The 13759-nt window shown below is 48.5% G+C and carries 10 protein-coding genes; 5 read left to right on the forward strand and 5 right to left on the reverse strand.

Translation table 11 applies throughout. The features are described from left to right. Positions 1 to 128: 128 nt before the first annotated feature. The 3 genes from rho to nusB all read left to right on the forward strand — a co-directional run bounded on the left by rho (position 129) and on the right by nusB (position 2692). Positions 129 to 1562 (forward strand): transcription termination factor Rho, encoded by a 1434-nt coding sequence (gene rho / locus Pan161_RS19580; RefSeq protein WP_145230023.1) that lies wholly within the window; start codon positions 129 to 131, stop codon positions 1560 to 1562. A 67-nt stretch (positions 1563 to 1629) separates the two neighbouring features. After that, positions 1630 to 2112, forward strand: coding sequence for a 6,7-dimethyl-8-ribityllumazine synthase (ribH, locus tag Pan161_RS19585; RefSeq protein ID WP_145230026.1), 483 nt, complete (start codon positions 1630 to 1632; stop codon positions 2110 to 2112). 79 nt (positions 2113 to 2191) lie between these two features. Then, the gene (gene nusB, locus Pan161_RS19590; protein WP_145230028.1) at positions 2192 to 2692 is read left to right on the forward strand and encodes a transcription antitermination factor NusB; all 501 of its coding nucleotides are present in this window, start codon (positions 2192 to 2194) and stop codon (positions 2690 to 2692) included. Here nusB and Pan161_RS19595 read toward each other — a convergent pair. Beyond that, positions 2685 to 3818, reverse strand: a complete 1134-nt coding sequence (locus Pan161_RS19595) for an SDR family oxidoreductase (protein ID WP_145230030.1) — start codon at positions 3816 to 3818, stop codon at positions 2685 to 2687. The genes nusB and Pan161_RS19595 overlap by 8 nt on opposite strands. 249 nt (positions 3819 to 4067) lie before the next feature. Further along, the gene (locus Pan161_RS19600; RefSeq protein WP_145230032.1) at positions 4068 to 6293 is read right to left on the reverse strand and encodes an efflux RND transporter permease subunit; all 2226 of its coding nucleotides are present in this window, start codon (positions 6291 to 6293) and stop codon (positions 4068 to 4070) included. 531 nt (positions 6294 to 6824) lie between these two features. Here Pan161_RS19600 and Pan161_RS19605 point away from each other — a divergent pair. Continuing rightward, entirely contained in the window at positions 6825 to 7175 is a 351-nt protein-coding gene (locus Pan161_RS19605) for a PilZ domain-containing protein (protein ID WP_145230034.1), read from the forward strand. 68 nt (positions 7176 to 7243) lie between these two features. On the opposite strand, the gene Pan161_RS19610 is transcribed toward Pan161_RS19605, so the two are convergent. After that, complete coding sequence (locus tag Pan161_RS19610) at positions 7244 to 8971, reverse strand: hypothetical protein (protein WP_145230036.1); 1728 nt, start codon at positions 8969 to 8971, stop codon at positions 7244 to 7246. A gap of 299 nt (positions 8972 to 9270) precedes the next feature. Further along, positions 9271 to 10128: a deoxyribonuclease IV gene (locus Pan161_RS19615; protein WP_145230038.1), complete on the reverse strand. Its 858-nt coding sequence runs from the start codon at positions 10126 to 10128 to the stop codon at positions 9271 to 9273. A gap of 263 nt (positions 10129 to 10391) precedes the next feature. On the opposite strand from Pan161_RS19615, the gene Pan161_RS19620 reads away from it, so the two are divergent. Beyond that, positions 10392 to 11810: a sulfatase gene (locus tag Pan161_RS19620; protein WP_145230041.1), complete on the forward strand. Its 1419-nt coding sequence runs from the start codon at positions 10392 to 10394 to the stop codon at positions 11808 to 11810. A 366-nt stretch (positions 11811 to 12176) separates the two neighbouring features. Here the strand turns inward: Pan161_RS19620 and Pan161_RS19625 are convergent, their stop codons facing one another. After that, entirely contained in the window at positions 12177 to 13736 is a 1560-nt protein-coding gene (locus Pan161_RS19625; protein WP_145230043.1) for a sulfatase family protein, read from the reverse strand. Positions 13737 to 13759: the final 23 nt, after the last annotated feature.

Below are 13759 nucleotides of genomic sequence, written 5' to 3' on the forward strand. Positions count from 1 at the left end.
CTCATGCCTTTTCACTCAGAGAACCTTTCCAGAGGTTAGTTAATCTTCGCGTTCAACACATCTACATTGACTCCAGAACTCCACACGACTTCATCTCACTAAATTTTGTAATTCGGAAAGCATTCACTATGGCCAAATCCATAAAACTTCAGACATCTGAAAATGACGGAACTGTGGCTTCAAAAAATATCAGCGAGTTAGATCAAGACTCCAAACGGGAAAAACCCGTAACGCGGCATCAGCGCGAATCCGCCATTACCAGAGCCGCAGATGAACGGTACGAGAAAATCAAACAGAGTGAGATTCATATCGCCGACCTGCAGAAACTGACGATGAAAGATCTGATGCAGCTGGCAAAAGAAGAGAACCTCACAGAATATACGGGCCTCAAAAAACAGGATCTGATTTTTAAGATCCTGAAAGAACGTACCAAAGTCAATGGCCTGATGTTTGGAGAAGGAACTCTGGAAATCCTGCCGGATGGTTTTGGATTTCTACGAAGTCCCGATTATCACTACCTTCCCTGTCCCGATGATATTTATGTCTCCCCCAGCCAGATTCGCCGCTTTGGTCTGCGAACGGGAGCCATCGTTGCTGGCCAGATTCGTCCTCCCAAAGAGAACGAACGCTATTTCGCCTTACTGCGGGTAGAAGCCGTCAATGGCTGTGATCCCGAGATTTTGACAACTAAAGTCTTCTTCGATGATCTGACTCCACTGCATCCGAAAGAACGTCTCAGACTTTCCTCGTCTGCAGGGAACCTGAGTACCAGAATCGTGGACCTGATTGCGCCCGTCGGAATGGGACAACGTGGTTTGATTGTCTCGCCTCCTCGTGCCGGTAAGACGGTCATGCTGCAGGAAATGGCAAAATGTGTGCTCGGAAGTCATCCCGATGCCTATGTCTTCATTTTACTGATTGACGAACGCCCGGAAGAAGTGACCGACATGGAACGCCAGGTAGGCGGAGACCGCTGTGAAGTCGTCAGCAGTACCTTCGATGAACCACCAAGCCGCCATATTCAGGTCTCGGAAATGGTCATCGAAAAAGCAAAACGTATGGTTGAATATGGCGAAGATGTTGTCATCTTCCTTGATTCGATTACCCGTCTCGCTCGCGCCTGGAACACAGAAGTTCCTCACTCCGGAAAAATTCTCTCTGGTGGTGTGGATGCGAATGCATTACAGCACCCCAAACGATTTTTCGGTGCAGCGCGGAATGTAGAAGAAGGAGGCAGCCTGACTATTGTTGCTACTGCACTGGTTGATACAGGTAGCCGGATGGATGAAGTCATCTTTGAAGAATTTAAAGGAACTGGTAATACCGAATTGCATCTGGACCGCAGAATGGTTGAAAAACGTATCTGGCCAGCAATTGATGTCAATAAATCGGGTACGCGCCGCGAAGAACTGCTGATGGATGAGGAAGAACTTCGCCGGGTCTGGATACTCAGACGTGTGCTCAATGATATGAATCCGGTAGATGCCATGGAGTTGCTCACTACCCGAATGCGTCGTACAAAAACGAATGAAGAATTTTTATTAAGTATGAACCTGGGCTAAGCTGCTGATTGCAGATGATAGTCTGTTGACCGCTGTTTTTATTGTAGATTGATAAGTTACCACCTCGATGAAGCATAAACTGATTGAAGGCGATTTACTGGTTCGTGATGCGAGTTTCGCGATTGTCGTTTCCCGCTGGAATGAGCTGATTACACGCAGACTGCTGGAAGGCGCCCTGGAGACGTTTCGTCGTCATGGCGGTTCTGAAGAAAACATCACAGTGCTCTGGGTTCCCGGATCGTTTGAACTGCCACTCGTTGCAGACCGACTGGCCAAAAGTGGTAAGTACAAGGCTGTCTGCTGTCTGGGTGCTGTGATCCAGGGAAGTACGATGCATCATGATTATATTAATCATCAGGTGGCAGCCGGCATCATGCGATGCAGCCAGGAAAGTGGCGTGCCCGTCCTGTTTGGCGTGCTGACCTGTGAGACAATGGAACAGGCGATGGATCGTGCTGGCGGAAAAGTTGGCAATAAAGGTGGAGAAGCCGCCCTGGCTGCCATTGAAATGGTCAATCTTTTGCAATCAATTGATCAGAGCCAGGCGTAAGAAAAACGGCAGACGCTATTCTGCCGTCTCTGACGACAGATATTTTACAACATCCTCTTTCTATACTAGCGATATTCCCATGTCTTTGCGAAAACAGGCACGATTCTTAGTCGTTCAAATGCTCTACCAGATCGATCTCAATCCGGGTATTTCCATCAATGAGATCCGCGAGATGATTGAAGAGCATGGTCGTAACAAAACGACACGCACTTTCGCCTGGGAACTGTTTACAGGAGTCATGGAGTACAAACAGCAGCTAGATGAGCATATCATCAGAGTTGCCGAAAACTGGACGCTTAAACGGATGGCAGTCACCGACCGAAATATCCTCAGACTGGGTTCTTACGAGTTGCTGCACACGGACACACCCGCTCCAGTCGTTATCGACGAAGCAGTTGAGCTGGCACGGGAATTCGGCAGTGCCAATTCATCCCAGTTTGTAAACGGCATCCTGGACAAAGTGGTTCAACGTAAAGACGAACCTCTGCCTCCCTCCCCCCAACCCCAGGTCGAAGAAGTTCAACCGCCTGAACCAGAACCCAAACCCAAACCGCGGATGCATAACCCCTGGGCTACTTGACCTCAAAGCGGTGTGGCGTGCGATCGTTCCAACTGAAGTTCATATCAATGGCTGCCTGTGACAGGCGCGTCAACAGTTCGCGATCAACGTGGGGGCAAGGCAGATGGGGAGCCGCTGTTTGAGTATTCGTACTGTCAAATACCGGATCATCACGCCAGTATGAATTATAGACGCGGATATGATCATAGAAGAGCCGTTCTGCTTCTGTAGGATCTTCCAGTTCAACCCCCGCCCCGGCAAATTCTGATCCATAGAAATTACAGGTCGCTTCCAGAACATCATGCACGAGTCGAGATTGCACCGGATGCAGTGGTGTCAGGTGATATGTCTTTTCATGAAGCTTGGGGTGAGTAATGATATGTGACATCACTGCAGAAACCCAGTCGACGGGAATCAGGTTTTTGGACTCATCTCCATTCAGTGTAAAACGCGATTTCGCGTAGTAGCGTCCGGTTTCATCAGGAGACTGCATCTGGGTTAACGTGTGCCCCAGTTGCAGGGCAGCGTAAAATCCATGAAACGTATTTGTGAAACCAGTCTTGGAGTCACCAATAATGATGGCGGGACGGAAGACAGTCAGAGATTCAATATGCTCTGCACTACGCACCATCAACTCTGCCTCCAGCTTACTCCGCTCATAATCATTCCCGGATTCCTGCCCCACATCAACGTCCGACTCCATAATACGGCCGGATCGTAATCCACAGACATACGCCGTGGAGACATGATCAAATTTTTTGATATTCGCGGTCTTACAGAAATCAAGAACCTTCTTTACACCGCCGACATTCGAACGCCAGGGCTCACTTTCATGGCTGGTGCTGTAAAAGGAAAGGCTGGCTGCTGAATGGATAATGCGATCGACATTCTCTGTCGCCCAGGTCAACTGCTCAGGACTCAGTCCCAGGTTTTCTTCATTAATGTTCCCTTCGAGTACCACAGGATGAGGCAATTCACGCCCCAGATGCTCATCCCAGAATGCCATGATCATGTCAATTCGCTGATCAACGGTCATCCGCCGCGTGGGACGTACCAGAACAGCAAGTGGAACTCCGGCAGAAGCCAGGTCCCGAATCAAGTATCTTCCCAGTAAACCAGTAGCACCTGTGATCAGATGATATCCCATGTTGTATTCCGCTGTGATCTGAAAGTTAGAGTTTGTCGTGATATATAACCGGTGTCCGCAATTCTTTTGTGCTAGGATTTCGCTGATCGGTTCAGGAAAACAAAGTTGACTGGACCTGCTGGTCTATAGATGCGAACCCGTTCCGGGCCGGGGAGCCTCAATGATAATGAACTGGCTTCATATATCAATCAAGGGGTCAAGAAAAGCCATCAGAATAACAGGCAATTGCGATTGCGGCACTAGAAGAGATTATGCAACTGCCTTCCCAGACTGATCTTTCGTTTCTCGCTGCTGCTGCTTGAGGAAATGGGGAGCGTGCTGCTGACCTTGAGATGACTGCTCGGTGTCTGTGTGATCAGTACCATTCTGATCCTCAGATTTTTCCGGTCGCAAGGCCAGCAGGCAGGGAAGTAACACCAGGTCCCCCACCAAAGCGGCTACCAGTAGAGATGTCATCATATATCCGAAGCGGGCAGTCGGGACAAAGTTGCTCAATGTGAGCGCCAGCATACCCGCTCCCGTAATGACGGCCGCAGTAAAGATCGGTTCGCCTGTCATCAAAAGAGAATCCCGTGATGCCTGTGCTGAATTTCCGGTCAGACGAAACTGACTCTGGTAGCGTACGAGAAAATGAAATGTCCCGTCGACGGCGATCCCCAAAGCAATACTGGCGGTCATCATGATGCCAATATCAATGGGAATCTGATACCAGCCCAGGATACCAAACACGATACAAATCGGCGTCAGATTCGGCACCATTGCCACCAGCCCGGCTTTGATAGACCGGAGAGAAACAATCATCACAACGGTAATGATCACAAACGCCATCGAGAAACTCTCCCAGAATCCGGTAAAGATCTGGTTCTGTGCCCGCCTCAGCAGGGGTGCAACCCCCGTCAAAATCACATTCGGATCATCAATCATAGCTGTGAGCTCATCATACACCTGATCCTGTGGCAGATCGGCATCGCTGCTGATTCGCGCTGAGATCCGCCAGAGTCGTTCGCCATCGGAGGTGAAATCATTATCTCCATGAGCCGACTGTGCGTGCGATAACAGGCGAGCTGTCTCAAAGGGACTCTCAGGAAACTGCTTCGGAAAAAAACTGGCCAGAGACATCGTATGTCGCACAGCGGGATGCTGTTGTATGATTGCTTCCAGCTTGCGGATATGCTCCACTTTTTTAATGAAAGGAATCTCCTCGTCACCGAAGTCGACAATAGCTTCAATGGAATCGAGTTCCGTCAGATTATTTTGAACAGCCCGCACATCCTGAATGACTCGCCCTTCTGCTGGCAGAAAATCCAGCGGATCAATCTTCGTTCGCAGACTGAACAGCCCCACTCCCGTAATCATCACCAGCATAATCGTGGCGATGGAAACGCGTCCGGAATGATCAATCAGCCAGTTTGCACAACGTTGAAAATTCCAGCGTTGTTTTCCGGAGTGGACCGTTTTCGGGTCAATGGGCCAAAGTGTTAATACAGCAGGTGTCAGTCCCAGACCAGTAATCAGAGACACGAAAGTCCCAACTGAAGCTGCATACCCAAACTGAATCACAGGCCCAATTTCACTGACTGTCAGGGAAAACAGACCAATCGTTGTGGTCAATGTTGCCAGTACACAGGGTTTCCAGGCAATTTTCAAAGCAGCCGATAACGGATCTGGTTCGTCGATACAACTGGCAACATAGTGATGCACATGAATTGAGATCGCCAGTGTAAAAACCATTACCATGACTGACAGGGCACCGAGAATGAAATTCATTTCGCCACCGCCCAAATAGATCATCGCCGTTGTGAGATTGATAGCCCAGATGGTCAATCCCAGGGTTGCCAGTGTTTTTTTCCACTCCCGGAAAGAATAATACAACAGGCCGAGGCTGATCAATAACGTAATGATAAAGAACTTTTTGTTGTTTTTCTGACTGCCCAGCCGATCCAGTTCTGCAATTACAACGGGGGCACCCGCCAGCTGAACTTCGTTTCCGGTCAGCTGGTTGTATTCCAGTTTTTCGCGAATCCCCTCAACCGTCCCGGCCCGGTTTTTAATACCCGTATCGGAAAGCAGCACCAGAATGCCTGCTACATTCTTCTCGGAATTCATCAACAGCCCATTCAGACGCTTGTCAATTTCCGCCGGTTCCACTTTGAATTCGTGTAAAATTGATTTGAGTCGTTGGGGAGTCCAGCATTGCCTGACTGTCGGTAACGCTTCAATACGACCGGCAGTCGCTTCCACGAGTGAAGTTTGATTCAGTCCGCCCTGTACAGCGACGAGCACAACTTCTTCTGCTCCGAACTCTGCTTTAAATCGATCATAGACGATTCGCACATCGGAGTCTTTGGGCAACCAGGTTTCGATATCGTTATTGGAAGGCAATAACTCTGCCATAATTGTCAGAATCGGCAGCGTACAAAAGACGCCCCAGATTAGTTGCCTGCTGTATTTTTTATAGAAGGAAGAGATCATCATAAGATTTGGAGATCAATCTGCTTTCTCTTGCTTGTGCCTGTTCAAGTACTCATATCAGAGTAATCAATAGTCCGTGAAGCTCTTGAATCACTAGCAGCAACACAAAAAGCAGCCACCATTTATTAGACTAAATATTACTGCGACCATCCCAGTTAGGTATCGAACCACCAATGAATATAGCGTCATTCGGAATTTCTAAACCTCAGACGTTATAGCAGAATCAGCTGGTGCCTTTGGAATGACTGTTACAACTCGCACCTTCACAGGGTGGATAACCGCTACAACACGTATGCATTTCTGACCTTCTGTGCGTTTGCCTGACGTTATAACTGTCAGAGTTTATCTATCACAAACGTCGAATCTGGACGAATCCCCACACGTTTCACCAGAGCCAATTCCGAATCGAGTTCCGCGGGTAATCTGAAACTAAGAAAGTCCTCAATTATTTTTATATTCTATATTTCAATATCAGATTCGAATCAGAACACGAATCAACATTAGAAAAATGACTTCATAGCAGGAGTAGATTCAATGGAAGAAACCCCCTGGAGCCGTCCCACGATGGACGACCTGAAACATGTACTGGAAAGTTTTGGCAAGAGCGATGCCGACAACATCCGCGATGTAGATCGACTGGAACTCTCAGTACCAGCTGAAGTCAAAACAGCGCGCGGAAATACCATTTCTGCCATGACTCGTGAAATCAGCCGGCAGGGACTTGGTCTGCTGCATAAAGGCACGCTGAATCCTGGTGAAGTCAACGTAAAGCTGGCCAGTGAAACACGGGAATTTGAATATCGCGTTCAAATTATGTGGTGTACCCCGTGTGAGAACGGAATGTTCATCAGCGGAGGCGAGTTCATCACGAAGCCAGAAAATTAATCTGACACAGACTTCTGCTCGGACCAATACTTCTGCCACGGTTTGCGGGTAACTAGATTCCATGTGACTCAGCTGGTACTTGACCCCCGTTTGAGCAGGATGACTATAATAGACAGCAGCAGTAAAATGATGGCTCCTCCAGCAATCATTAAGAGTGTGGGCAGTCCCCACCATCCCGCTGCACGATTAGGGCTCTTTCGTTCTTCCAGATCCCACTCGATCTCATCTAAAGTCAAGCTGGTCTGAGCCTGAGAACGTTCTCCGCTGGAATTTTGCCCCTGAAGATTCTCAAGTGTCTTTTCCTGACGGGCTCCCTGAATTTTTGATCGAAAATTGACAGGAGCAGCAGCTGTATCCCGTCCCGGTTTGACTTGAGAAGTTAAATCCCCAGGCACAGAAGGCAGTTTTGGTAACATCAACTGTGGGCCGGTCGACTTATTCTCTTCGATCACTGGTTGTTCAGTCATTGCCTCAGGGCCACTCAATTTGATTTTAGCTGGCGGTTCATCGGGGACATCCTCCAGTTCCAGCTTCAAAGCTGGAGCAGAATGCATTGTATCCGTATTTTTGTCCTCAATTCTCTCTACGTGTGGCACATCGGATTTTACTTGTGGCTGAGAATCAAAAGAAGGTGCCTCCAGTGAAATGCCACCAGAGCGAGGTGGTTTCTGTTTGATTGCAGATTGACGTGGTTGGATCTGAATCTTCTGAGGCTGGATGCCCATATTACGGGGAACGATCAAGGGTAGCTCATCACTGCCACCGTTCTTGATGTTCGACTGGGTTTTCCGGGTTTCGGGCTGATCAACTGCGCGACGTCTTAAGGGATGAACAGGCGATGGAGTAAACTGGAAATTGGGAACCATCTGGCCACTGTTCGGTTTTGCAGCCGGTTCTGCATGTTGAATACGTTGTACTTCAGTCAGGGGAATCGAGCTGATCTGTTTCTTAATTTTCTCCAGCAGCATTTGAGGCGATTCATCCTCCAGACCAAATGCAACATGCCCCCGGTAACTCGACTCCAATGCCTGCGCTGCCAGAAATTCTGCATACTCATAGTTTTTCTGAGCCAGTTCACGCCGGGCACGATCCATAATCGAATTAATCTGCAACCTCCGCATTTCCTGGTTTACATCCTCAAAAGCAGGTGCGGTCTGATCCAGATCCTGATGCAGATCTTTTGCCAGTTCTGTCAGTTCTGCTCGGAGATTCTGTTGATTTGTCTCCGCCAGAAGCCGGTCGACTTCTTTAGCACTAGTGAGTGTATTCTCGGAATTTGAATTTCTCTGAGTTGTCTTTCCTGGGGATATCCCTTGCGCCTGATCTTGACCTGTTACTGTATCCACAGGTTCATCATTCGAAATATGTTGAATTTTCGAAGCAATTCCCTGTGAAATTGAACTTGATGCCTGCCTGACCCGTTCCGTGTTCTGATCGAATTTTTTGGCGATATGAGCAGGATAACGTTTCGCCGATGCAATCAATGATTTGGAGCGCCAGTTTTCGGAAATCCCGGTGACAGGTTTTTTGTCCGGTTTTTGTAAACGCTGTTGTGCTGTTTTTGTCTCAGGCTGCTGATCTGCAGGGGCTGCCTGTGACGTCAGTTCCATTTGGTTGGGATCCTGAAATTCATCGGCTGGGTAAGTACCACTGATTTTAACCTTAGCCAACACTCCTTCTTTCGATTTATCTTCTTTTTGCGCAAAATAGTTAAAGCGACTGCTGGATTTGGATGCAACCAGAGGCCCGGGCGTTTTTTCATTCTTCTGTGAAATCATCTCTGCAGATTGGCTCAAACAACCTGCAGTGATGCAGCTCAACAATACCAGAGATAAAGATACCGTTGGCAGATTTCGTTTTAGTAGGCCGATCTTCACAACGACAAATCCTGTCATCTGCTTGCAGAGATCTGGACGGGGGCCGATCTGCTGCGTGGGTCGCGGGTAGTAACCTCAATCGGGGGTTGAGGTTCAGGGAAGCTGATTTATCGGGCGCGCAACAGCACTCGACAAATTGCCTGTTACCCTTTATCGACTGGGTGATTTTAATCACATGAGAGGGTATTTTGGATTTTACCAGTCTTTTCAGAAATCGATCAACTTTTGCAGAGTGAACGCAGCGTTTCCATATTGATCTGATCCAGAGGCACCCCATCTTCTTCATCCTTAGGGGTTTCCAGATACATCGGACAGTCTTGAAATACCGGATCATTTAACAGATGACGAAACGGTTCCAGCCCTAGAAAACCACGACCAATATTTTCATGGCGGTCCTTGCGGCTGCCAAATTCACATTTACTGTCATTCAAATGGAAGGCTCGAATGCGATCAGAGCCAATGATCTCGTCCAGTTCAGACATGGTCGCCTTATATTCAGACTTCTTGATCAACGGATATCCGGCAGCAAAGATGTGGCAGGTATCTACACAAATTCCCAACCGCTCTCCGTCCTGAACCTGATTCAGCATGTACGCCAACTGCTCAAAGCGAAATCCCAGATTGGATCCCTGACCGGCTGTGGTTTCCAGCCAGATCTGCGTTTGAAATCCTTCCGTCTCCTGGTGAATGCGATCGAGGGCAGCCACGATTCGATCCAGCCCCTCTTCTTCACTGGAAGTCACAAAACTACCCGGATGCATGACGGCACCTTCCAGGCCTAGCGCTTCCGCACGTTGAAGTTCGATCACAACGGCATCGATCGATTTATTCCAGAGTTCCTCTTTAGGACTGGCCAGATTGATCAGGTAACTCATATGAGAACAGGGACGCCCGACTCCAGTCGTCTCCAGATGCTCGCGAAACAGATTGACGTCCTTGTCAGTCAGTGGCTTGGCCCGCCATTGATTATTATTCTTGGTAAAGATCTGGACACAGTCCATTCCAAACTCGGCTGCGGTATCTACGGCTTTATAGTATCCACCAGCTATTGACTGGTGTGCTCCCAGTAAAGGCATGTTTCAATTCCAGTAAAAGATTATATCGTGTCAGATTGAGATCACAGAACTTCGCTCAATTCAAACCAGTATAAGCTCTCATACCAGACCTCTCCAGTCCCAGACTGTCACACTCCCCTTCACCGTAAATCGTTTCCACTTGAATCAAACGAAATTGATGGGAAATGTTCTTTCTCTGCATTACAATCAATCAACTGAAGTTCTGCATTTCATTTCACAGCCTGTAAGCCTCCTTAATCTGCTCAACTAATGCTGGAATCATTATGAAACCACTCTCACTACTCGCCCTCTTGTTCAGTTTGACGTACTCTTTGAATTCTTTGCCTGCAACCGAGCAACCAAATATTATCCTGTTATTGGCTGATGACCTCGGTTATGGCGAACTGGGCTGTCAGGGAAATCCGCAGATTCCGACACCACATATCGACTCTCTCGCCAATGAAGGAATTCGCTTTACTCAGGCTTATGTGACCGCACCAAATTGCAGCCCTTCGCGCGCAGGGCTATTGACAGGGAGAATCCCAACCCGGTTTGGTTACGAGTTCAATCCCATCGGTGCCCGCAATGAAGATCCGGGAACCGGGCTCCCCCCTGAAGAACAGACCATCGCAGAACTATTGCACGATCAGGGTTACACAACCGGACTGATCGGGAAATGGCATCTGGGAGGCGCAGCCGATTATCATCCGTACCGACATGGCTTTGACGAATTTTTTGGTTTCATGCATGAAGGTCATTATTTTGTTCCCCCTCCTTATCAGGGAGTGACCACCATGCTGCGTCGTAAATCACTGCCTGGTGGTGAACGGGGACGCTGGTTGAGTAAGAACCTCGTTTATTCGACCCATATGGGTTACAACGAACCCGATTATGATGCCAACAATCCCATCATTCGAGGCGGACAACCTGTTAATGAAACAGAATATCTGACCGATGCTTTCACACGTGAAGCCATCAGTTTTATTGACCGCCACCAGGACAAACCCTTTTTTCTATATCTTGCATACAATGCCGTTCATAGCCCACTGCAGGGAAAAAAAGAAAACATACAGAATTTCACAAATATCGAAGACATACATCGACGTATCTTTGCAGCCATGCTCTCTTCAATGGATCAAAGCGTCGGGAAGATTCTCAAGCGGGTCCACCAGTCGGGACTGGATAAAAAAACACTCATCATCTTTCTCAGCGATAATGGTGGTCCCACCCGGGAATTGACTTCCAGTAATCTCCCGTTGCGTGGTGAAAAAGGCAGCATGTATGAAGGGGGTTTACGAGTGCCGTTTATGATACGCTGGACGGGCACACTCGCGCCAAAACAGATAATCGAAGCCCCAGTCAGCAGTCTGGATATTTTTCCTACATCTGCGGCACTCGCAGGTGCACCTCTTCCTCAAAATCGGGATGGCCGAAACTTACTCCCGTTCCTTCTGAAACAAAAAATGGAGTTACCAAACTCTGAATTCTTCTGGCGACAGGGACGCAGAGCTGCACTCCGCAGTGGAGCATGGAAGATCGTTCAGATGCGAGGGACACGAGATAAACCAGTCTGGGAACTTTATCATCTCGCAAACGACCTGGCGGAAACACAAGATCTCGCAAAAACGAATTCAGAGAAATTAATAGAACTGCAAACGCGCTGGAACGAACTGAATTCCCAGATGAAACCACCCCTTTTCTAAGAGTTTTCCTGAAATCGATAAATAGAATATGTCTGAATCCTTCAGCTGTGAACGGTCATCAGTTCAATCTCTGATACCAGCTAAAAAACAGTTCAGGCCATTTCGCTCGTGGAAATCCCCGTTGGACGCGTTGGGGAATCAGGTTTCCCACACCGCGTGCGCCTTACTCAAAGATTTATTTTGACCGGCACTCCCAGTTTCTGTAGGTTGGCTTTGATCTCCTGGGGCAATTCGAATGGCGCTCCGCCCTTAATCCCATCATTTGTCGCATGTACCAGAAATACGGGAGGACTGTCTTTGTGAAGTTCATCAATTCTGATCCCTGAATGAATTATTCGTTACTTCAATGGAGAAGAAGCATCAATCCTACTGGTCAACTGACTTAAGTTCTGGACGACTCTGCCCCTGCCGTATGATTTCGGCCAGTCGATGCTTCAAACGCGTTGTTACGGCAGGGTGTTCCGCAGCGACATCCGTCTTCTCCGCAGGATCATCATCCAGATTAAACAGTTGAAACTGGGGAACACTCGAATTTTCCAACTGTTGTTCGACTACAACATTTCGCGCGATTTTTTTATCGTAGCGCTGCAGTTTCCATTTTCCAACTCGTAACGCATAGGTTCCGTTGTTCCCATTATTCTGCTGAACAAGATCTGGTCTCCCTTTAGAGCCCACATCGCCCAACAGTGCTCCCAGAATATTGAAACTGTCCAGACAGCTTTCTTGCGACAGTTTCTGGTCCGTCAAAGCGGCTAAACTGGCTGCCAGGTCGATCGTACAGACCATCTGATCGCTCACTCCCGGTTCGATACGTCCTTTCCAGCGGGTAATGAACGGCGTACGTGTTCCTCCTTCGTAGACGCTGTACTTACCACCGGTATAAGGTCCCGCCGCACGATGGCTGCCAATCTTTTCGATCGCTCCATCTTGATAGCCATCATCGAGAACGGGACCATTGTCGGAACAGAACACGACCAGCGTATTTTCAGCCAGCTTCAAGCGGTCGAGCGTCTTTATTAATTCACCCACACACCAGTCCAGTTGCACGATGGAATCGCCGCGAAAACCAAGTCTGGTCTTTCCCTGAAAGCGTTCGTGAGGCATCCGTGGAACATGTATATCATGCGAAGCAAAAAACAGAAAGAACGGACGATCTTTGTTCTGTTCGATAAACTCAACTGATTTCTCTACCCATTTGTCAGCCAGATCTTCGTCGCGAAAGCGGGCAGCATGGCCACCAGTATAAAAGCCAATGCGACTGATGCCGTTGTGAATGGTCGAGTTATGTCCGTGAGACCAGTCCATCTTAAGCGTCTCTCGATGCGTGAGTCCGGTAGGGTGATTGGGGCTCGGCTTTTTGCTCCCGACCCATAAGGGATCAGCAGGATCCAGATTAAGTACGCGATGATCTTTGACATAGACCTGAGGAACCCGATCATTTGTCGTTGGGAGCAGAAAGCAGGTATCAAAACCAATTTCCAGAGGCCCCGGTTTCAGCTGTCCATTCCAGTCCGGACCTGCTTCACTCCCCAGTCCCAGATGCCATTTACCGATCACCGTGGTTGTATAACCCGCACGCTTAAGGATAGATCCTACGGTTTCGGTTCCCGGTTTAATAATTGCTGGAGCATTCGGCGGAGCGATCCCGGTACGTTCCCCACGAAAAGCATAAGTGCCGGTCAGAAAGGAATAGCGTGTGGGAGTACAGGTCGAAGCAGAACAGTATCCACTGGTAAACCGCAGCCCCTCTGCTGCGAGGCGATCAATATGCGGAGTCTTCAACGCTGTAGCGCCGTAACAGGAAACATCACCGTACCCCAAATCATCAGCCATAATCACAATGATATTTGGCTTCTCCGCAAGGGCCTTGCTGTTTACCAGGCTTAATAATACAGTCAGCAACAGTGTCAAAGTCAGTCGCAGCATGATTCTTCTCACAGGCTTCGTCG

The sequence above is a fragment of the Gimesia algae genome (assembly GCF_007746795.1).
GTDB lineage: Bacteria > Planctomycetota > Planctomycetia > Planctomycetales > Planctomycetaceae > Gimesia > Gimesia algae.